The organism is Bittarella massiliensis (ex Durand et al. 2017) (genome assembly GCF_001486165.1).
Taxonomy (GTDB): Bacteria; Bacillota; Clostridia; order Oscillospirales; family Ruminococcaceae; genus Bittarella; species Bittarella massiliensis.
This window is the reverse complement of the sequence record NZ_LN908976.1, coordinates 514459-534071: the sequence shown is the minus strand read 5'-3', so window position 1 is coordinate 534071 and position 19613 is coordinate 514459. Positions and strand designations below refer to the sequence as shown.

The following is a 19613-nucleotide window of genomic DNA, read 5'->3' as shown; positions in this document are numbered from 1 at the left end:
GAGGTTTTTGCAAGATGACCATTCAGGAACTGGTCGCCTGCGGGCGGCAAAACGGGTGTTCCGACATCCACCTCACCGTGGGGGCCCCGGTCCCCTGCGCCCTCCGCCGGGACGGCGCCCTCTTTCCCGCCCCCTTTTCCCTGGACAGCGGCGAGGCAGAGGCGCTCATCCGCGCCCTGGCCGAGGGCGAGCGCCCCGAGGGCCTGCGCCGGGGGGAGGACATGGACTTCGCCTTCGCCCTGCCGCAGGGGCGGCAGCGGGTCAACATCTTCTGGCAGCAGGGCCATCCGGCGGCGGCCATCCGCCTGCTGTCCGACCACATCCCCACCCTGGAAGAGCTCTCGCTGCCCCCGGTGTTGGGGCAGTTGGCCGACAGCCCCCGGGGGCTGATCTTGGTCACCGGCCCCACCGGCAGCGGCAAGTCCACCACCCTGGCGGCCATGATCCAGCGCATCAACTGCAGCCGCCCCGCCCACATCCTCACGGTGGAGGACCCGGTGGAGTACCTCTACACCCCCGAGCTTGCTACCGTCCACCAGCGCGAGGTGGGGCGGGATGTGCCCTCCTTTGCCGCGGCCCTCCGCTCGGCCCTGCGGGAGGACCCGGACGTGATCCTGGTGGGGGAGATGCGCGACTACGAGACCATCTCCGCCGCCGTCACCGCCGCCGAGACGGGGCACCTGGTCCTCTCCACCCTCCACACCACCGGCGCGGCCCAGACCATCGACCGCATTGTCGACGTCTGCCCGCCCCAGGCACAGTCCCAGATGCGCTCCCAGCTCTCGGCCATCCTGCGAGGGGTCATCACCCAGCAGCTGCTCCCCCGGGTGGGGGGCGGGCGGATCGCCGCCACCGAGGTGCTGGTGGGCACCGACGCGGTGCTCAACCTGATCCGCGAGAACAAGTGCCACCAGTTGGACACCCCCATGCAGGCGGGGGCCGCCCAGGGGATGCACACCCTGAACGCCGACCTGGCCAACCTGGCCCGCCGGGGCGTCATCGACCGGCAGACGGCGCTGCTGGCCTCCACCTCTCCCGCCAACCTGCGGGAATACCTGTGAGAGGGGGGCGCGCGGTGAAGGCGAAAAAACAGGCTGCCCGCAGGGGGCGGCAGGGCTTCACCCTGGTGGAGGTCATTGTGGTGCTGGTGATCTTGGCGGTGCTGGCCGCCCTCCTCATCCCCTCCATGGTGAAGTGGATCGACAAGTCCCACGAGAAGATCTGCCAGGTCAACCGCAGCGACATCGCCCGCTTCTACCAGGCGGCCCTCCCCCTGGAGCCGGAACTGCAGCGGGACAGTCAGAACGGCCAGGCGGACAAGGTGCTGCCCTTCCTGCGGGAGACGGGCTACGTGGAGGAGGGGATGAAGTGCCCCGACGGCGGGACCTATCTCTCCCTCTACGACAATGTGAACGGCGGGGTCATCTTCGTCTGCTCCAAACACCTGGGGGATGTGAGCGAGGCGGTGAAAAACCAGGTCAACACCGGCACCGTCTACGAATACGGCTCCAGCGCCCTGAAAAACTACATCGACATCATGGGGGACGATACCCTCAGCAAGGATGAAAAGCAGAAGCGGCTCAAGGAGCTGGGGATCGAGAGCATCTTTACCAACAAAGACCCCTCCCTCATCAACAACGAGAGCTTTCGCAACGCCGTCTACAAGAAAAACGGCGGCTGGGGCGAGTTGAAGGTGGACGTCCAGACCTTTTACGTCCAGCCCTACTACAATACGGTCAAGCAGGACAAGACGGAAAACTCCCTGGTGATTTTCGCCAACACCAACCCAAACAACAGCGGCAACTGGACGGCCAACTACATCTACAACCGCGACGACGGCAGCTGGTACCAGTGCGCCACCGGCTCCAAATCCATTAACGGCAAGAGCTGGAGCGACATCAAATACGACCTGGAAAATGAAAAGACCTATAATGGCTCCCCCCAGTGGGTCAAAGTCGACAAGGTCTTCGGCCTCCCCGACGGGACGGAGGGGGCGTAGGCCGGCAAAAGAGAGGGGTGCGCCCCTCTCTTTTGTGTTGCCGAAAAGGCGGCATCCTCTTCCCCCGCCACCAAAAGGCTCCAGGGCCGTCCCCCCCCCCTCCTTTCTGGTATTTGCTGTAAATCCGCCACTTTTCACGGTTTGTTCAAACAATCGGTTTGATTTCGCCTGCGCGGATTGGTATAATGAGGACGATCATAACGGGTCGGCTTTTGGCGCACAAAGGCCGCCCTTGCGCGGACCGGCCGGCCAGGGCCGGCCGTTTTCCGCACAGGCGGCGAAAGGGGGGACAGGCAGGTGTACGGCGACGGCAGAGAGCGAGACTACGCGCAGCAGACCTTCGAGGGCTTTCCCCCGCCGGAAGAGGGGGAGGGCTACTCCTATTCCGCCGGCTTTGGCTACCTGGGCGGCCCCCAGGAGGGAAAGGGCAAGGGCAGGGGAAAGAGCGAACTGCAGATCCAGGAGATCCACCGCCAGGCCAACATCCTGGGGTTCGCCATCCTCCTCTCCATCTTCCTCTCCAACGCCTCCTTCTTCCTGCTGACCCGGCTCTTCGCCCTCCTCTCCTCCGGGGTGGTCATCATGCAAAATGGGCAGGTGCTGACCAACCAGTTCCTCCACTACTTCATCCGCCTGCTGGTCTACCTGGCGCAGATCGTCATCCCCTACTGGGTGGTTTCCTGCCTCAACGGGTTCCGCCTGAAAAAAGACCTTCCCCGCGGCCCGGTCAAGGGGCGCATCCTGGTGCCCTGCACCTTCATCCTGCTGGCCATCGGCATTGTCGGCATCGCCTCGGCCAACGTTCTCAGCGGCCTGGCCTCCCAGCTGAACATCCGCTTTGTCAGCAGCACCGAACCAGCCATCACCTCGGTGCCCGCCTATCTGCTCTACTTCCTCTCCCTCTCGGCGGTCCCCGCCGTGGTGGAGGAGGTGGTCTTTCGCGGGGTGGTGCTGCAACCCCTCCGCCGCTTCGGCGACCGCTTTGCGGTGGTGGTCAGCGCCATCGTCTTTGCCATGGCCCACCAGAGCTTTGTCAAGGCCCCCAACATGTTCTTCGTGGGCCTCTTCCTGGGCTATGTGGCCATCAAGAGCGGCTCCATCCTCACCACCGCCATCCTCCACTTTGTCAACAACGCCCTCAGCCTGGTGCTGGCCACCTTGCAGACGGCGGTGAGCGCCTCCACCTACTCCCTGCTGCAAAACAGCCTCTTTGCCCTGCTGCTCCTGCTGGGGGTCTTTTCCATCGCCTACCTCTCGCGGCAGTACAGCGCCATCTTCGCCATTGAGGACTACGAGGACACCAACACCCTTACCACCAAGATGATCGCCTTCATCGGCTCGGGCGGCTTCGTCATCAGCCTCTGCATGGTGGCCTTCCTCATGGCCTCCCAGGCCCGCATCCTCTGATGGACAGGCAGTACATGGGCCTCGCCCTCGATCTGGCCCGCTGTGCGGCGGCCCAGGGCGAGGTGCCGGTGGGGGCGGTGGTGGTGCACCGCGGCCGGGTGGTGGGCTGGGGCTACAACACCAGGGAGCAGAGCAAAAACGCCCTGGACCACGCCGAGATCAAGGCCATCGACATGGCCTGCCGCAACCTGGGCGGCTGGCGGCTGCCCGACTGCGCCCTCTACGTCACCCTGGAACCCTGCGCCATGTGCGCCGGGGCCATCATCAACGCCCGCATCGACCGGGTCTGCTTTGGCGCGAGGGACGAGAAGTTCGGCGCCTGCGGCAGCGTGGTCGATCTCTTTTCCCAGCCCTTCACCTACTGCCCCAAAGAGGTGGTCCAGTTGATGGAGGAGGAATCCCGCCAGCTCCTGCGGGAATTTTTTGCCGGTCTGCGGGCCCGCAAGCGGGCCGAAAGGGAGAAGGGGCGGGAGGAATAACCCCCTTCTGCCTTGCACCAAAAAAGACCGCCGGTCGGTCCCATTCGGGTCGGCCGGCGGTCTCTTTCTGCCGCAAAAGGTTTCCCCTCTTTGACCGCCGAGCAGCAGAGCGGGGGAGCGATACATCTGCCGCCCGCCAAAATGGCGGGGGAAAAGCTGCCCCTCCACCCCGGTCTTGTAGGGCATGTCCATCCCCTGCAACCGGTGCTAGACAGCGACCTGGTAGAGCGGGGCGGCGTAGGTCGCGGTCCCTCCATCTTTGCAGAGGGTGCGCCTGGGAAAGAGGAGGCGCTATCAAAGCAATAATTACAATTCGTATAATTTACTTATTTTTCAACTGAATATCCCCCGCGCAAAGGCCTTTTTCAGGAGTTCCTGGCGGAGGTGGGGCGCCCCGCTGAGGTGGCGAAAGATCACCGCGGCCGAGATGAGGGTGCAGCCCGCGGCGATGCACTTGTTGGGGCAGAGGAGAAAACTCCCCCCGGCGAAGAGGGAGAAGGTGGCCAGGGTGCGCAGCCGGTGGTCGGGGATCACCGCGATCAGGGAGAAAAAGAGGTAGAGGGCCGCCAGCCAAAAGACCACCAGACTGCCCGGAAGCAGCCCCAGCAGGGCCCCGAAGCTGGCGGTGATGGCCTTGCCGCCCCGGCCCTGCCGCCAGGGGGAGAAGGCGTGCCCCAGCACCGGCGCCGCCAGCACCAGGGAGAAGAGGAGCCGCTCCTGGGTGGGCAGCCGCGAGGCCGCCCAAAAGACGGGGAGGAACCCCTTGGCCAGGTCGCAGAGGACGCAGAGCACCCCCACCCGCGGCCCGGCCAGCAAAAAGGCGTTGGCCGCGCCGGGGTTGTGGTCGTCGCTGTCGGCGACGATGTCGATCCCCCGCAGCCAGCGGGGCAGCAGGGCGCTGTATAGGATGCTGCCGGACAGAAAGCCCAGCAGGGCGTAAAAGAGATAGGGCAGCACAGCCGGTTTCCTCCTCTCTAAAAAGGGTCGTCTAAAGGTCGTCTTCCGCCATCCGGCGGACGATCTCCTCCGCCGCCCGCGGGTTGCAGTTGGCCGCCTGGGCCGCGGCCATCGCCTCCCGGCGGGCGGGGTCGCCCAGCAGCCCTTCCGCCGCCTCGGCGGTCTCTTCCGGGCCGTCGGGGCAGAGGGACATCCCCCGGCTGCTGAAGAAGGCGGCGTTCTGGGTCTCGCACCCGGGGATGGGGGCGGTGTGGATGAGGGGGATGCGGTGCACCGCCGCCTCGGTGCTGGTCAGGCCGCCGGGCTTGGTGAGGAGCAGGTCGCAGCCGTCCATGTAGAGGGGGACCTGGTCGGTGTAGTCGAGGACCACCGCCCGCGGCTCCCCGGCAAAGCGCTCCCTCAACTCGGCCTTCAGCCGCTCGTTCCGGCCGCCGAAGAGGTAGACGCGGCGGCGGTCGCTGCCCCGCTCCAGCAGGGCCTGGGCGTACTCCCCCGCCCGGCCAAAGCCCATGCTGCCGGTCATCACCAGGCAGACCTGGCTGTCGGGGCCGATGCCCAGGGCGGCGCGGGCGGCCCCCCGGTCGCCCGGGTGGGAAAACCGCCGGCTCACCGGGATGCCGGTGGCCGCCAACTTTTCCCGGGGAAGCCCCTTCTGGGCAAACTCCTCCGCCAGGTCCCGGTGGGGGATGAAGTAGGCGTCCAGCTCGGTCTCCTCCCAAAAGGGGATGCAGGTGTAGTCGGTGGCGATGCCATAGCAGCGCGCCGCCAGCTTCCCCCGCCGCCGCAGGCTGGTGAGGGCCTCGGCCGCGAAGAGGTGGGGGGTCAGCACCCGGTCAAACCCCTGCTCCTCGATGTAGCGCAGCAGGTTGTCTGCGTAGAGGGTGTTGGCGAAATAGACCGGCGAGTGCAGCCGGTCGGAGCGGATGGCCTCGCCCGCCCGGTAGAGCCACTGGAACACCAGGGGGGAGCGGGTGGTGATCTTGACGTAGGCGTTGGACACCACCCGCGAGGTGCGCTGCCCGGCAAAGAGGAGCACGTCCTTCATCTCGCAGGGGACCCCCTGCCGCCGCAGCTCCTCGAGCACCGCCCGCCCGGCGGTGTTGTGCCCCTGCCCGGTGTTGCAGGACAAAATCAGTACCTTCACCCAATCCCTCCCCAATTTGTTGCCGTTTCTGTGCCTTTAGTATAGAAGCCTCGTCCCCGCTTGTCAATCGGCGGCGAAAAAGGGGAGGGCCTGCCGGTTTGCCGCCCGACAGGCCCTCCCTCAAATCTGCTTTTTTACTTTCCGAACCAGGAGAAGGGGGCGCGCCCCTTCCAGCGGCTCCAGGCCGTCTTCTTCACCGGCGGCGCCGGCTTGGCGGCAGCGGTCACCGCCTCCTCCATGAACAGCTCCTGCGAGCCCACCGGCCAGTCGGCGGGCGGGGTGCGCTGCAAGTAGGTGCCGTCGGCCTGCTGCTCCCTGCCCTTGACGTTGTCGCCCAGCATCACGTGCACCATCTGCAGGATGCGGGCCTTGAGCTCCTTGTCCTGAATGGGGCAGGCGATCTCCACCCGGTGCTCGGTGTTGCGGGTCATCATGTCCCCCGAGCCGATGTAGACCCGGGTGAACTCTCCGGTGCCGAAACAGTAGATGCGGGAGTGCTCCAAAAACCGGCCCACAATGCTCACCACGCTCACGTTGTCGGTGAGGCCGGGCACCTTGGGGGTCAGGCAGCAGATGCCCCGCACGATCAGCTGCACCTTCACCCCCGCCTGGGAGGCCTCCACCAGTTTGGCCATGATCTCGGTGTCGGTGAGGGAGTTGCACTTGATGGTGATGCCGCAGGGCTCCCCGGCGCGGCAGTTGGCGATCTCCTCGTCCATCCGCGCGAGGATACTCTGCTTAAAGCTCACCGGCGCCACCCAGAGCCGATTGTAGTGACCGAAGAGGTTGCCCATGGCCATGTTCTTGAAAAACTCCACCGCGTCCTCGCCGATGGAGAGGTCGGGGGTGATGATGGAGAGGTCGGTGTAGAGCCGGGCGGTCTTTTCGTTGTAGTTGCCGGTGCCGATTTGGGTGATGGTACGGATGCGCCCCCGGTCCCGCAGGGTGATGAGGCAGATCTTCGAGTGCACCTTGTAGCCGTCGGTGCCGTAGATGACGTGGCAGCCCGCCTCTTCCAGCCGCTGGGCCCACTCGATGTTGTTCTGCTCGTCAAAGCGGGCGCGCAGCTCCATCAGCACCGTCACGTCCTTGCCGTTCTCCGCCGCGGCGATCAGGTATTCCGCCAGCTTGGACTGGCGGGCGATCCGGTAGAGGGTGATTTTGATGGAGAGGACCGAGGGGTGGTAGCTGGCCTCTTTGATGAGGTTGAGAAAGGGGTTCATGCTCTCAAACGGGTAGGAGAGGAGGATGTCCCGCGCCAGGGCCTGGCGCAGCATGCTCTCGCCGGGGTCCACCAGGGCCGAGCGCTGGGGGGTGAAGGGCGGGTCCAAGAGCTCCAGCTTCTGGGCGGGACTCAGCTTCCCCTCCAGCGCAAAGCAGTAGGAGAGGTCCAGCGGCGCCCGGGAGAGGAAGACCTGGTCGCGGCCGATGTGCAGCTTGCCGCAGAGGTACTTGACGAACCGGTCCCCCACCTGGCTCTGCAGTTCCAGCCGCACCGGGGCCAGCCGCAGCCGCTTGCGGATCACCCGCTTCATGTGCTGGCGGTAGTCGATGTCCTCGTCCAAAAGGCCGGCCTCGGTGTCGATGTCGGCGTTGCGGGTGACGCAGAGCACCGTCCGCTCCACCACCTCGTACATGTCAAAGACCAGGTGGGCAAAGTGGCAGAGCAGGTCCTCGGTGAGGACAAAGCGCAGGGCCTTGTCCTCTGCCGGCTCCAAAAAGGTGATGCGCTCCACCATGGGCGGCAGGGGGATGATGCCAAAACAGATTTTTTCCTTGTGCCGCAGGGTCACCGCCACGTTGAGCTGCTTGTTGCCGATGTGGGGAAAGGGGTGGCGGTTGTCGATGATCTGGGGGGAGAGCAGGGGCAGGGTATTCTTGAGAAACTGCTTCTCCAGGTGCCGCTGCTCCTTCTCGGGCAGATCCGCCACCTGGCAGCGGGCGATCCCCTTTTTGGACAGGGCCTTGGCCACCGCCTCAAAGGACCGGTCGCGCAGCCGGTAGAGGGGCCCCACCGCCGCAAAGATGGCGGCCAACTGCTGGGCCGGGGTCATCCCGGTCTTGGTGTCCCTGCTGTCCGGCGCGGCCAGCAGGTAGTCGGTGATACTGCCCACCCGCACCATGAAAAATTCGTCCAGGTTGGTGGTGAAGATGGAGAGGAACTTGAACCGCTCCAACAGGGGGGTGGCCTCGCAGTTGGCCTCTTCCAGCACCCGCTCGTTGAACTTTAGCCAGGACAGCTCCCGGTTTTGCATACAGGGGGCCAGCTCGCTTCCCTTCATCCCTCTTCACACCCTTTTTTGGTCTGCAGCATCCGGTCGATGAGATAGCCCTCCCGCACGCCGCTCTGGCTGATGGCGATCTGCTGGCAGCCGAAGGCGTCCACCACCTCCCGCAAGATCATCAGCCCCGGCTGGATGCTGAAGATCCGCTCGGGGACGATGCGGTAGACGGTCTGGTAGAAAAACTCCTTGTCCCGGACCATCTTGCACAGCTTCTTCACGTTTTTGGCGGGCACCTCCCGGGCGTCGGCGGGCAGGCCCAGCAGCTCACAGCTGAGCTTGTGCAGCGCCCGCAGGGTGCCGCCCACCCCGCACATCTGGGGCAGGGTGTCCCTCCCGACCCAGTCCACCTTGCCCATGGCCTTGCGGATGACGCCGCGCACCTGGTGGCGCTCCTTGTCGCTCATCAAAAGGCCGTCCACGTACTTGGCGTGCAGCCCCAGCGACCCCACCGGCAGGGAGCAGAGGTGCTCGATGGCCCCCTCCTTGCTCACCACCAGCTCGGTGGAGCCGCCGCCGATGTCGCAGAGCAGGCCGGTCCCCATGGGCATGGCGTGGTTGACCCCGATGTAGTCCAGCCGGGCCTCCTCCTCGCCGGTGAGCACCTCGGGCGAAAGGCCGGTCTCCCGCCGAATGGCCTCCAGGGCCTTGTCCCGGTTGCCCGCCCCCCGCAGGGAGGCGGTGGCAAAGACCCCGTACTCCTCGATGCCGAACCCGGCGAACACCTCTTTGTACCCGGCGAGGATGGCGCAGGCCTTGCGGATGCCCGCCTCGGCCAGCATCCCGTCTTTTTTCACGTATCCCGCCAGGCCGGCCATCTCCCGCTTGTTGATGAGCTGGGTGATCTCGCTGCCCTCGCACTCGTAGATGGAGAGGCGGATGGAGTTGGAACCGATGTCGATGACGCCGTACTGCAAAGTGGTATCCCCCTTTAAATGACAAACCCTGTTTGCCCCATTTTATCATATTATGGGCTGGTTTAGGTAAATTTCTTGTAATATTTTCAGGGGGCTGCCCGGGTTTCCACCGCCTGAGGGGCCCTGTCCATCCAGCGACGCGCCTCCTCCAGGGAGCAGATGCCGCCCCGGGCCCCCAGCACGGTGCAGGCGCGGGCGGCCATCCCGTTTGCAAAGCGGGCGCAGTCGCCCAGCGCCCAGCCGTTGACCCGCGCCCAGAGGAAGGCGGCGCCCCAGGTGTCCCCGGCGCCGGTGGTGTCCACCGGCGTCACCGGCAGCCCGGGGCAGGCGATGGTCCGCCCCGGGGTGTGCACCCGGCAGCCGCCGGGCCCCAGGGTGACGGCCACGAACTCCACCCCGCCGGCAAAGAGGTCTTTCAGGCAGGCCCCCTCGCTGCGGTCCCCCCGAAAGGCGGCAAACCCCTGTTCGTTGAAGGTGAGCCCGTCGGCCCGGCGGAGGAAGCGGGGGTCGTTGTCCTCGGCCACCACCCCTTCCACATCCAGGTAGAGCTTGGCCCCGGCGGCCCGGGCCCGGTCCAGCACCGCCTCGGCGTCCTCCACCTGCTGCAGGGTGCGCACAATGGTGTAGATCCAGGCCGCCCCGTCCAGCAGCCGCTGGTGGCGGGGGGTGATGCGGCGGGGGGCGCGGGCGGTGTCCACCACGCAGACCACCCGCTCGCCCCCCTGGGTGACGATGATGCACTTGGGGTCGGCCATGCCCGGGTCGTGGAGGGTGTAGGAGGTGTCGATGCCCTCGGCCTCCATCGCCGCGCGCAGCTGGCGGCAGACCGGGCTGTCGCTGAGGGAGTCCACCAGGTAGCACTTCTGTCCCAGCCCGGCGGCCACCCCGGCGGCGTTGGCCACCATCCCCCCAACCAGGTTTTCCACCGGGCGCAGCATCATCTTGTCCCCCATCTCCCCCCAGTGGTCGGTCTCGTAGTACTCGTCGATGCAGGCCTCCCCCAAAAAGACCAGGTAGGGCGCGTCTTGGCGCTCCATGGCGATCCCCCTTTTCTCGCTGTGCGACAGGGGGCGCCGGCTCTCCAGACAGCCGGCGCCCCCTCTCTCGCATCCGTCTTACCGCTCGGCGGCGACCTCCGCCAGCCGGTCGGCCAACCCGCGCAGGTCGTAGCCGTTGACCCGGTCGATGACCTCCAGGTAGTGCTCCGGCAGGGCCCCGATGCCGCTGTGGGCCCCGGCGATGCTGCCCACAATGGTGGCCACCGTGTCGGTGTCGCTGCCGATGTTGACCCCGGCCAGGGTCGCCTCCACCGGGTCTGTCGCTTATACACATCTAGATGGGTATAAGGAAGAGGTGGGGGCGGCGGCGATCCAGATGCGCCGCTCCACCGAGGGCCCGGCCAGCCGGGCGCCCACCCGGCCGCCCTTCTCATACCCCTTTTGGGCCCCGTAGGCCCCCGCCTTGACAATGGAGAAGAGGTCGGCCCCCTCCCGCACCGCCTCGGCGCAGGCCGCCGCCACCGCGCAGGCCCCCGAGAGGGCGATGTCGTAGGGGTGGGTCGGCAGGCAGATGGTGATGGCGTCCTCCACCGCCCGGTCCCAGTCGCCGGGGTTGACATAGCCCACCGCCTCGATCTTCATGGCTCCGCCGTTGGAGGCCTTGGAGTTGTCGCAGGCCAGAAAGGAGAGGGGGGCCTCCATGGGGGTGCCCAGCATGGCCATCACCGCGGCGCGGGTGGTGGGGCCGGCGTACCGCTCGAAGTAGTCCCCCAGGCCGTGCCAGCGCACCAGGGCGTCCTTGGCGCAGGCCTCGTCGATGACCCCTCCGCGCTCGGCAATGGCCATGGCGGTGCACCAGGCCAGGGAGAAGTCGTCGGTGACGGTGCCGGCCTTGGCCCCGCGGGCAAAGGTGTCCTCGGGCGCGTCGATAAAGTCCCGCACCGGGCCGCCAAAGCGCTCCTCGATCAGCGCCGTGGAGCGGGTCTCGGTGGCGGCGCCGATGGCGTCTCCGGCGGCGGCCAATACCAGGCCGCCCAAAATGCGTTCGTTCAGGGTCATCTGTAATGTCCTCCTCGCTTTTGGTTCCCCTCCCCGCTCGGTGGGGCAGGGGGTCAATATCCGATGTAGAGCCGGTACCGCCCGCCCGTCAGCTTCTGGGCGTAGACCCAGTAGGAGGTGTTTCCCTCCCGCTTGATGTGCTGGCAGTACCCCTCGATGTCCTGCTTCTTGTAGTCCACCTTCCACTGCTCGGTGATGGGGAAGGTGGCGGTGATGGGGGTGTCCCAGGAGCGGTTGTCCGGATTCCCGTCCGGGTCCAGCTCCAGCCCGATGCGCTGGCCGTACTCCTTGGCGTAGGCCACAAAGTAGTCGATGTCGTAGGACTTGACCGGCTCGGGCTCGGGCGCAGGCTCCGGGGCGGGGGTGGGTCCCGGCTCCGGCTGGGGCGCGGGTGTCGACTGGCCGGCGGAACTCCCCCCCTGGGAGGGGGCCTTTTGCCCTTGGGAGGGGGAGTTGGTCCCCTGCGGGTCCTTCTCCGCCGCGCCGCCGGTCTGCGCCGGGGCGCTCGGGCCCGCAGCGGCGCTCTCCCCCTCTGGGGCGGTGGGCTCTTCCGGGGCGGTCCCCCCTCCGTCGGGGGGCCCCTCCCTCTCGATTTCCGCCACCGCCCCGGGGGCGGTCGGGCAGGCGGCCGTCCCCGCCTCCCTTTTGGCGGAGCAGCCGCCCAGGAGAAGGGCCGCCGCCAGGAGGAGGGCGGCCCCCCGCCTCGCCCGGTTTGTCACCTCTATCCCCCTTGCCGCGGCGCGGCCGTCACCGCTGGGGCGGCAGCGGGTGCTCCTTGACAAAGGCCTCCACCTCCTCCAGGGTGGCGATGCCGCTGCGGCTGCCCACCATGGTGACGCAGCGGGCGGCGGCCGCGGTGGCGAAGGCGGTCACCTTGGGCAGGCACCAGCCCTGGGTCAGCCCGTAGACAAAGGAGGAGTTGAAGGTGTCCCCGGCGCCGGTGGTGTCCACCGGCTTGACCGGGCAGGCGGGCTGGTTGACGATCATCTCCTTGGAGTAGACCGAGCAGCCCTCGCCCCCCTTGGTGATGACCACCATCTTGGCCCCGTTTTCCAGCAGGGTCTTGCAGTAGACCGCCTCCTCCTTGCCGTGGGCCATGTGGGCAAAGTCGTGGTCGTTGACGAAGATGATGTCGCAGAGCCCCAGGTATTTCTGGTGGCGCTCGTCGTCCTCATAGCTCTCCAGGTCATAGGTCACCAGAGCCCCGTGTTCGCGGGCCTCGGCAATGGCCTCGTAGCCGTTTTCGTAGAGCTCGATCTTGTTCATGGTGGTGTAGATAAAGGCCGCCCCGTTGAGCAGCTTCTGCTGCTCGGGGGTGAAGCGGAAGGTGCAGCCCTCGTCCAGCCCCACGAAGATGGTCCGCTCCCCGCTGTCAGTCAGGTAGATGTTGCAGACCACAATGGTGTAGTCGTCGTCGTAGTTGTGGTGGCTCAGGTCCACCCCCGCCTCCCCCAGGGTCTTGAGGATGAAATCCCCCTCGGGCGAGTGGGTGGTGGTGCCGATGAGGTAGGTGTGGCGGCCGTATCCGGCCAGGGTGGAGCTGGCGTTGGAGATCATCCCCCCCACATAGTCCCCCATGGGCCGGCAGAGGATCTGCTCCCCCAGGTCGGGCCAGCGGGAGAGGGCGTAGTAGTGGTCCACGCCGCCGTCCCCCACGGCGACCACATAGCGCTCGGGATTGACGATTGCCTCGTTCATGGTTTGGTTCCCCTTTCCGTTATCCGTTGTGATGGGCCGGGCGCTCACCGCTCCCCGGCCAGGCAGCGGGCGACTTTTTGGGCCAGTCCCCACAGGTCGAATTGGTTTTGTCTCTCGATGAGGTCGATGTGCGCCGGGGGGATCTCCCCGGCCCCGGCAAAGGCGCCCGCCATGGCCCCGGCGATGGTGGCGATGGTGTCGGTGTCCCCGCCGATGTTCACCCCGCCGTAGACCGTCTCCATCACCCGGCCCTGGGCGGCCGCCAGCAGGCCGAAGGCGGCGGGCACCGCCTCCACCGTGGCCAACCCGTTGCCGATGAGATCGCGGATCTCCGCCATCCCCGCCCGCCAGTCGCCGGCGTGCCGCCGGCCGATCTCCCAGGCCACATGAAAACCGCCGTAGCGGACCGCTAGACGGGAGGCGATCTCGGCCCTGGCTCTTATACACATCTAGATGGGGATAAGAGGCAGGCCGAGCCGTGGCCGTCCGCCGGGGCGACTGGATGTATCAGTTTACCTACAAATCAGGCGTCCCGCCGCAGGCGGGCCGCCGGGAAAATAAGCGGAGGGAATGAATATGGGTCTTATCAAAGCGGCAACCGGCGCCATCGGCGGCGCCCTGGCGGACCAGTGGCTGGAGGCGTTTGAGGCGGGCGACATGGGCGACACCACGGTCATGGCCCCCGGCGTCAAACTCCGCCGGGGCGACCGGCGGGACAGCAACTACAAGGGCACCGCCCAGGTGGTCTCCAACGGCTCGAAGATCATCGTCAACGAAAACCAGTGCATGCTCCTCGTCGACGGCGGCAAGATCGTCAGCTACACCGCCGAGCCGGGCTACTACACCGTCGACAACTCCACGGCCCCGTCGGTCTTCAACGGCCAGCTGGGCGACGCGGTCAAGGAGACCTGGGAGCGCTTCAAGTTCTCCGGCTCCACCCCCCTGCAGCAGAAGATCTACTTCATCAACATGCAGGAGATCAAGAACATCGCCTTTGGCACCGTCAACCCGGTCAACTACTTTGACGAGTTCTACAACGCCGAGCTCTATCTGCGGGCCCACGGCTACTTCTCCATCCGCATCACCGACCCCATCAAGTTCTACCGCGAGGCCATCCCCCGCGACGCCCAGCACGTCAATGTGGAGGACATCCACAAGCTCTACCTGTCCGAGTTCCTCACCGCCTTCCAGGCGGCCATCAACCAGATGTCGGCCGACCATGAGCGCATCTCCTACGTCGCCTCCCAGAGCCAGAAGCTGGCCCAGTACATGTCCACCGTCCTCGACGACGACTGGAACGACCGCCGCGGCATGGTGATCGAGTCGGTGGGGATCAACAGCATCTCCTACGACGAGGACTCCAAGAACCTCATCAACCTGCGCAACAAGGGCGCCATGCTCTCGGACGCCACCGTCCGCGAGGGCTACGTCCAGGGCTCGGTGGCCGAGGGCATCAAGGCCGCCGGCTCCAACTCGGCCGGGGCCGCCCAGGCCTTTATGGGGATGGGCATCGGCATGCAGGCCTCGGGCGGGCCCATGGGCGCCTTCAGCGCCACCAACCAAAACCAGATGCAGCAGCAGGCGGCCGAAAAGCAGGCTGCCAAGGAAGAGGCGGCGGCCCAGGCCGCGGCCGCAGCGGCTGCCGGCGCCTGGACCTGCGAATGCGGGCAGCAAAACACCGGCAAGTTCTGCCAAAACTGCGGCAAGCCCCAGCCCGCCCCGGCGGAGACCTGGACCTGCGAGTGCGGCCAGGAAAACGGCGGCAACTTCTGCTCAAACTGCGGCAAGCCCCGCCCGGCCGCCCCCTCCGTCTGCCCCAAGTGCGGCAAAGAGGTGGAGCCCGGCGCCAACTTCTGCCCGTCCTGCGGCGAAAAACTCAAGTAATTGCCCCCTGATTTTCCCCCCTGCCGCCTTGGCAGAGGGGGGAGGGGGATATTGGGCCCCTGCGGACGCGCCTCGCTCTGCAGGGGCCCGGCCCTGTGGCCACCACCCAAATGGAGAAAGGGATGAGACACGCCATGCCAGAGACCCAGACCACCCTCACCTACGACTGTCCCCGCTGCGGCGCCGCCCTCTCGTTTAACAGCGACAGCCAAAAGTGGGACTGCGCCTTCTGTAACGGCTCCTTCACCGCCGAGGAGATGGAGGAGATCCTGCGGCAGCAGCAGGCCGCCCAGGTCGACGACCCCCTGGAGCAGTGCGAGGGGGCGGGGGAGGACCACGCCGAAGAGGTCACCGTCTACACCTGCCCCAGCTGCGGCGCCCAGATCCTCACCGACCGGAACACCACCGCCACCTTCTGCGTCTTCTGCCACAACCCCGCCGTCATCGCCGGCCGGTTGGAGGGGGCGTTTCGCCCGGCCTACGTGCTCCCCTTTGTGCTCAAAAAGGAGCACGCCCTTCAGGCGCTGGAGGGGCTTTGCAAGAAAAAGCCGCTGCTGCCCCGGGACTTCACCGCCACCCACCACATCGAAAAGCTCAGCGGCCTCTACGCCCCCTTCTGGCTCTTTGACTGCCAGGTGGACGCCTCCCTCTCGGCCCGGGCCGAGCGGATCACCAGCTGGAGCGACTCCAGCTACCGCTACACCAAGACCGACGTCTACCAGATCGAGCGGGCGGGGGAGATCTCCTTCAGCCACCTGCCGGCCGACGGCTCCAAGGGGCTGGACGACAGCATGATGCAGGCGCTGGAACCCTTCAATTTCGGCCAGATCAAGCCCTTTTCCATGGCCTACCTCTCAGGCTACCTGGCCGAGCGCTACGATGAGAGCGCCCGCGACCTGGCCGCCCGGGTCCACCAGCGCATCGAGAGCACCAGCCGGATGCTGCTGCGGGACACGGTGGCCGGCTACACCAACGTCAGCCCGGGCAACTGCTCGGTGTCGATGCGCAGCGAGCGGGCCGACTACGCCATGCTGCCGGTCTGGCTCCTCAACACCAAATACAAGGGGGAGACCTACCACCTGGCCATGAACGGCCAGACCGGCAAGATGGTGGGCCGCCTGCCCATGAGCAAAGGGCGGCTGGCCGCCTGGTTCGGCGGGGTGAGCGGCATCCTCTTTGCCGTGTCGATGTTGATCGGAGGGCTGATCAAGTGAGCAAACATACAAACGGGACCCGAAAAAAGGGGTGGGCCGCCCTGGCGTTGGCCGCCCTCCTGCTGTGCGCCGCCCCCCTCTGCGCCCTGGCGGGCACCGCTACCGGCAGCCTGACCAAGGTGTTTGACCAGGCGGGCCTCTTCACCCAGCAGGAGCGGGACACCCTCACCAAAAAGGCCACCGAGACCGCCACCACCTACCACATGGACATCGCCGTGGTCACCACCGACGACGCCGGGGGCAAGTCGGCCATGTCCTATGCCGACGACTTCTACGACTACAACGGCATCGGCTGCGGGGAGAAAAACGACGGCCTGCTGTTGCTCATCGACATGGACAACCGCAAGGTCTGGATCACCACCACCGGGAAGGCCATCGAGCTCTTTACCGACGACCACATCGACACCCTTCTCGACGATGAGGTCATGCCCCACATGGAAAAGGGCGACTACTACGGCGCCGCCCAGGCCTTTCTCGACCGGGCCTCCCGCTACATCAAGTACGACGGGGGAGAGGGGCCCTTCCTCGGCCACCCGGTCCTCTACACCGCCATCGCCCTGGGCGGCTCCCTCCTGGTGGGGGGGATCGTGGCGGGCTGTTTGGCGGGCAGCCACAACAAGCTGCCCAACCCCGCCCAACTGGCCCGGGCCTATACCGGCACCAACGGGGTGCGCCTCTCCCGCAAGGAGGACAACTTTGTCACCACCCACACCTCCCGCACCGCCATCCCCAAGAGTTCTAGCAGCGGCGGCGGGGGCGGCGGCTCCTCCACCCACTCGGGCTCCAGCGGGGTGTCCCACGGGGGCGGCGGCCGCAGCTTTTAAAGGAAGGGGAGTGAGGGGATGACCATCGAGGAGATGAAGTGTCCCAATTGCAGCGCACCCCTCAGCCGCAGGGGGGCGGACTGGTACTGTCCCTTCTGCGGCGGGGCCTACCGCGAAAATGGGGCGGAAAAACCGCCGTCACCGCCCGCTGACCGGCAGGGGGACCCGCCCTCCGACAGCCGGGCCGAGGCGCCCTATCGAGGGGCGGAGATCCTCGCCTGCGCGCAGGGGAAGGATGTCCCTTTGCGCGCGGGCAATACGGCGGTGCGCGCTGTGCCGATGCGCTTTGACCGCTCACAGGCCATCTCCATCCTCCGGCAGGCAGCCCCAAAGGGCGCGGTCAAAGCCTGCTTTTCTCTCTCTGCCCTCCAGGCGGTGAGAGAGGTGCGCCTGCCCCTGTGGCGAATTGCCTGCCGGGGCATTGCCGCCATGGAGGGGATTTGGGCGGAGAGACCGCACCTTCCCCCCACCGCTGGGTACCGGGTGGCCCAGAGCTGTCTCTTCTCTGCCGAGGAGCTGCTCTACTCCCCTCTGGCCTCCCCTGTCTTTTTGCGCAGTGACCTGCAACAAGCTGCTGTCTGCGATTTGGAAGAGCAGGGAATGTGGGAGATTTTGGGGGACACCGCCCTCCCCGGAGATGAGCGCTGGCGGGAACAGGCCAAATGGCAGCTGCAAAAATGCCTTCCCCGCCCGCTCGGTGGGGGGCGTTTTGAAAATGGCGTTTGGCACAGCATCGTTCTCTCCATCACCGAAGCGGTGGCCCATCTCTACCTCGCCCCCTATTGGTGTCTGGAAGGGGCGTGGGAGGGGAAACCCTACCGACTGCTGGTCAATGGCTGTACCGGCTGGGTAGATGGCAATCCTCCCCTTGGGCCGCAGGCAGAGGAGGAGCGGTGGCGACAAAGCCGCCTCTGTGAGATGACGATGCGGGGAGGACCCCTCTGCACGGCGGCGTTTGAATGGACGTTTCAGCAGAGCGACCGCCAGCCGGCCGAGAAGAGATGAGTCCACTTGACCCGACAGAGAGGGGAGAGAGATTGTGAGAGAGCTAAAAAAGCGCAATTGCCCCAGCTGTGGGGCACCGCTGACCCCTATGCCGGGCGGCGGGGGATACACCTGCCCTTTTTGCGACACCGTCTTGCACTGGGAGGAGACGGAGCCCCCCGTCCAGGATGCCAAAAAGCGGCCGCCGGCGCCCTTTGTGCCGCCCAAACCGACGGTGGACCCACGCAAGGACTGGCTGGCCGACTTTCAGCGGGCGGACAGAGAGGTGACCATCTTCCCCCCCACCGACCCCCTGCGGGTGAGCAAAAAGGTCCCCTGTTCCATCCCCCAGGAGGAGGCGGCCCAGGCTGTTTGCGACTACTGTAAGCGGGTCAAGGGCTCCCCCCTCTGGACACGCCGGCCACAGGGCCTCCTCCCCCACCTGGAGCAGGTTTGGTTCCCCGTCTGGTGCGCCGACGCCACCGCCACCGGAGCGATTGCCGCCGTTTCCTCCACCGGCCTCAGCGCGGAGATCCACCGGGGGGAACTGACCCTCTTGGGAAAACAGTTCGCCGACCTGCAGGGGATGGAGGAACGGCTGCTCTGGCAGCGGTTTGCCCCCTTTCCCCTCGACCGGGCAAAGGAGGGGGACCCGGTCAAGGTGGAGCGCTGCCCCTCTGATTTGAAGCGGTCGGCCCTCCTCGCCGGCAGCGAGGCAAAAGACCGGCTGTACAGCTCCCTCTTTCAGGAAAATCACTGCAAAGAGGAGCAAAAGGTGCAGTACAAGGCCTCCCTCCTCAGCTGCAGCGCCGACTGTGTCCTCTATCCCATCTGGAAGTGCCGCCTGTCCGGCAGGGGAAAGGGCAGCGTCGTCTGGGTGGACGGGGTCAGCGGCAGGATCGCCGGTTCCGTTAAAGCGGGCTTTTTCTCCAGCATGCTCACCCCCGCCCCCTGGGTGCTGGGACTGATTGCCGGTGGGCTGGCGACCTTTTTGGGGGTGCTGATATGGTAAAAAATCGCTGGAAGTGGATGGCCGCCCTGCTGGCCTGCTGTCTTTGCTCCCTTGTAGGCACCAGTGCTTTGGCGCTTGGCGCCGACCCCTGGGAGGACACCAAAGGGGGAGCCCACGTATTCGATTCGGCCCAGTGCTTAGAGGACCCCTCGGCGCTGGAGAAGCGCTGTGCCGCCCTGTTTGACGAGTTCGAGTTCGACCTGATAATCATCAGTCAATATGACAACAGCACCTACGCCCCTCCTGATTTGGATCACCGCTTGGAGGAGGTGTTGAGGCAGCGCTACGGATACAGTTCCTACAAGCGTATCGATGCCGCGGTGATGTTCATCAATGCCAGGAAGGGCACCTGTGAACTGGGTGTCTGGGGGCAGTTTGACTCCTTTTCCCCCGGCGATGGGACCGCCTTTACCTATGACGAGCTGGCGTTTGCGATGATCGACGATTTGACGGCCCAACTGCAGTTGGCAAGTGATAAGGGCCGCTACCACCCCATTTCGTGGCGTCACCGCCGTCACGTCCTTTACAGCGCCCTCTTCGGGGCGGCGGTCTTTGCCGCCACCGTCTGCCTGTTGGCCCGCCGCCGGCAAAAGGAACAAAATGCCGAGCTCCGGCAGAGCGTCTCTTATGCCACCTCTCCCCTGAAGGGAGGGGAGCTGCTCTACCGCTCCACAGGGCACAGCCATAAGGGGGCGGGCTGATTTTTCCCTGCGGCTTTTGGATAGAGCCCCCCGCCACAATCTGTCGCCCCATGA

At 66.1% G+C, this 19613-nt stretch carries 20 protein-coding genes; 10 read left to right on the top strand and 10 right to left on the bottom strand.

Annotated elements, in window-relative coordinates; genetic code table 11:
• Positions 1–14 precede the first annotated feature (14 nt).
• The 4 genes from BN3266_RS06010 (at position 15) to BN3266_RS05995 (ending at position 3885) form a co-directional block, all read left to right on the top strand.
• Entirely contained in the window at positions 15–1061 is a 1047-nt protein-coding gene (locus BN3266_RS06010) for a type IV pilus twitching motility protein PilT (RefSeq protein WP_059004431.1), read from the top strand.
• Between the two features lie 14 nt (positions 1062–1075).
• Complete coding sequence (locus tag BN3266_RS06005) at positions 1076–1999, top strand: prepilin-type N-terminal cleavage/methylation domain-containing protein (protein WP_059004430.1); 924 nt, start codon at positions 1076–1078, stop codon at positions 1997–1999.
• A gap of 297 nt (positions 2000–2296) precedes the next feature.
• A complete protein-coding gene (locus BN3266_RS06000) occupies positions 2297–3406 on the top strand; it encodes a CPBP family intramembrane glutamic endopeptidase (RefSeq protein ID WP_021658733.1) in 1110 nt (369 codons plus the stop codon).
• A complete protein-coding gene (locus tag BN3266_RS05995; RefSeq protein ID WP_059004429.1) occupies positions 3406–3885 on the top strand; it encodes a nucleoside deaminase in 480 nt (159 codons plus the stop codon). Before BN3266_RS06000 ends, BN3266_RS05995 begins: the two co-directional genes overlap by 1 nt.
• Before the next feature lie 333 nt (positions 3886–4218).
• On the opposite strand, the gene BN3266_RS05985 is transcribed toward BN3266_RS05995, so the two are convergent.
• The 10 genes from BN3266_RS05985 to BN3266_RS05940 all read right to left on the bottom strand — a co-directional run bounded on the left by BN3266_RS05985 (position 4219) and on the right by BN3266_RS05940 (position 13326).
• Positions 4219–4842 carry a glycerol-3-phosphate acyltransferase gene (locus BN3266_RS05985; RefSeq protein WP_059004427.1) on the bottom strand — a complete coding sequence of 208 codons (624 nt, stop codon included), beginning with the start codon at positions 4840–4842 and terminating at the stop codon, positions 4219–4221.
• A 31-nt stretch (positions 4843–4873) separates the two neighbouring features.
• Positions 4874–5986, bottom strand: coding sequence for an MGDG synthase family glycosyltransferase (locus tag BN3266_RS05980; protein ID WP_059004426.1), 1113 nt, complete (start codon positions 5984–5986; stop codon positions 4874–4876).
• 134 nt (positions 5987–6120) lie between these two features.
• Positions 6121–8268, bottom strand: a complete 2148-nt coding sequence (gene ppk1, locus BN3266_RS05975) for a polyphosphate kinase 1 (protein ID WP_059004425.1) — start codon at positions 8266–8268, stop codon at positions 6121–6123.
• Entirely contained in the window at positions 8265–9185 is a 921-nt protein-coding gene (locus tag BN3266_RS05970; RefSeq protein WP_059004424.1) for a Ppx/GppA phosphatase family protein, read from the bottom strand. The genes ppk1 and BN3266_RS05970 overlap by 4 nt, the downstream gene beginning before the upstream one ends.
• A gap of 86 nt (positions 9186–9271) precedes the next feature.
• A complete protein-coding gene (locus BN3266_RS05965) occupies positions 9272–10222 on the bottom strand; it encodes a carbohydrate kinase family protein (RefSeq protein WP_059004423.1) in 951 nt (316 codons plus the stop codon).
• A 78-nt stretch (positions 10223–10300) separates the two neighbouring features.
• Entirely contained in the window at positions 10301–10495 is a 195-nt protein-coding gene (locus tag BN3266_RS14250) for an ADP-ribosylglycohydrolase family protein (protein WP_059004422.1), read from the bottom strand.
• Between the two features lie 12 nt (positions 10496–10507).
• Positions 10508–11242, bottom strand: coding sequence for an ADP-ribosylglycohydrolase family protein (locus BN3266_RS05955; RefSeq protein WP_059004421.1), 735 nt, complete (start codon positions 11240–11242; stop codon positions 10508–10510).
• Between the two features lie 53 nt (positions 11243–11295).
• The gene (locus BN3266_RS05950) at positions 11296–12024 is read right to left on the bottom strand and encodes a hypothetical protein (protein ID WP_154668995.1); all 729 of its coding nucleotides are present in this window, start codon (positions 12022–12024) and stop codon (positions 11296–11298) included.
• Entirely contained in the window at positions 11990–12940 is a 951-nt protein-coding gene (locus tag BN3266_RS05945) for a carbohydrate kinase family protein (RefSeq protein ID WP_021659445.1), read from the bottom strand. The genes BN3266_RS05950 and BN3266_RS05945 overlap by 35 nt, the downstream gene beginning before the upstream one ends.
• 44 nt (positions 12941–12984) lie before the next feature.
• Positions 12985–13326 carry an ADP-ribosylglycohydrolase family protein gene (locus tag BN3266_RS05940; protein WP_059004419.1) on the bottom strand — a complete coding sequence of 114 codons (342 nt, stop codon included), beginning with the start codon at positions 13324–13326 and terminating at the stop codon, positions 12985–12987.
• A 190-nt stretch (positions 13327–13516) separates the two neighbouring features.
• Here BN3266_RS05940 and BN3266_RS05935 point away from each other — a divergent pair, with 190 nt between their 5' ends.
• The 6 genes from BN3266_RS05935 (at position 13517) to BN3266_RS05910 (ending at position 19559) form a co-directional block, all read left to right on the top strand.
• The gene (locus tag BN3266_RS05935) at positions 13517–14824 is read left to right on the top strand and encodes an SPFH domain-containing protein (RefSeq protein ID WP_044992028.1); all 1308 of its coding nucleotides are present in this window, start codon (positions 13517–13519) and stop codon (positions 14822–14824) included.
• Positions 14825–14958: 134 nt separating this feature from the next.
• Entirely contained in the window at positions 14959–16038 is a 1080-nt protein-coding gene (locus tag BN3266_RS14050; RefSeq protein WP_059004418.1) for a TFIIB-type zinc ribbon-containing protein, read from the top strand.
• Positions 16035–16862, top strand: a complete 828-nt coding sequence (locus BN3266_RS05925) for a TPM domain-containing protein (protein ID WP_059004417.1) — start codon at positions 16035–16037, stop codon at positions 16860–16862. Before BN3266_RS14050 ends, BN3266_RS05925 begins: the two co-directional genes overlap by 4 nt.
• Positions 16863–16880: 18 nt before the next feature.
• Positions 16881–17867: a hypothetical protein gene (locus BN3266_RS05920; protein WP_059004416.1), complete on the top strand. Its 987-nt coding sequence runs from the start codon at positions 16881–16883 to the stop codon at positions 17865–17867.
• A 34-nt stretch (positions 17868–17901) separates the two neighbouring features.
• The gene (locus BN3266_RS05915; protein ID WP_059004415.1) at positions 17902–18858 is read left to right on the top strand and encodes a hypothetical protein; all 957 of its coding nucleotides are present in this window, start codon (positions 17902–17904) and stop codon (positions 18856–18858) included.
• On the top strand, positions 18852–19559 hold the full coding sequence (locus BN3266_RS05910) for a hypothetical protein (RefSeq protein ID WP_154668994.1): 708 nt from the start codon (positions 18852–18854) through the stop codon (positions 19557–19559). The genes BN3266_RS05915 and BN3266_RS05910 overlap by 7 nt, the downstream gene beginning before the upstream one ends.
• Positions 19560–19613 lie beyond the last annotated feature (54 nt).

Excerpts from the sequence above, each read along its gene's own strand:
- BN3266_RS06010 (WP_059004431.1), top strand. The coding sequence starts at position 15 with ATGACCATTCAGGAACTGGTCGCCTGCGGGCGGCAAAACGGGTGTTCC.
- BN3266_RS05995 (WP_059004429.1), top strand. The coding sequence starts at position 3,406 with ATGGACAGGCAGTACATGGGCCTCGCCCTCGATCTGGCCCGCTGTGCG.
- ppk1 (WP_059004425.1), bottom strand. The coding sequence starts at position 8,268 with ATGAAGGGAAGCGAGCTGGCCCCCTGTATGCAAAACCGGGAGCTGTCC.
- BN3266_RS05965 (WP_059004423.1), bottom strand. The coding sequence starts at position 10,222 with ATGGAGCGCCAAGACGCGCCCTACCTGGTCTTTTTGGGGGAGGCCTGC.
- BN3266_RS05955 (WP_059004421.1), bottom strand. The coding sequence starts at position 11,242 with ATGACCCTGAACGAACGCATTTTGGGCGGCCTGGTATTGGCCGCCGCC.
- BN3266_RS05945 (WP_021659445.1), bottom strand. The coding sequence starts at position 12,940 with ATGAACGAGGCAATCGTCAATCCCGAGCGCTATGTGGTCGCCGTGGGG.
- BN3266_RS05935 (WP_044992028.1), top strand. The coding sequence starts at position 13,517 with ATGGGTCTTATCAAAGCGGCAACCGGCGCCATCGGCGGCGCCCTGGCG.
- BN3266_RS14050 (WP_059004418.1), top strand. The coding sequence starts at position 14,959 with ATGCCAGAGACCCAGACCACCCTCACCTACGACTGTCCCCGCTGCGGC.
- BN3266_RS05920 (WP_059004416.1), top strand. The coding sequence starts at position 16,881 with ATGACCATCGAGGAGATGAAGTGTCCCAATTGCAGCGCACCCCTCAGC.
- BN3266_RS05910 (WP_154668994.1), top strand. The coding sequence starts at position 18,852 with ATGGTAAAAAATCGCTGGAAGTGGATGGCCGCCCTGCTGGCCTGCTGT.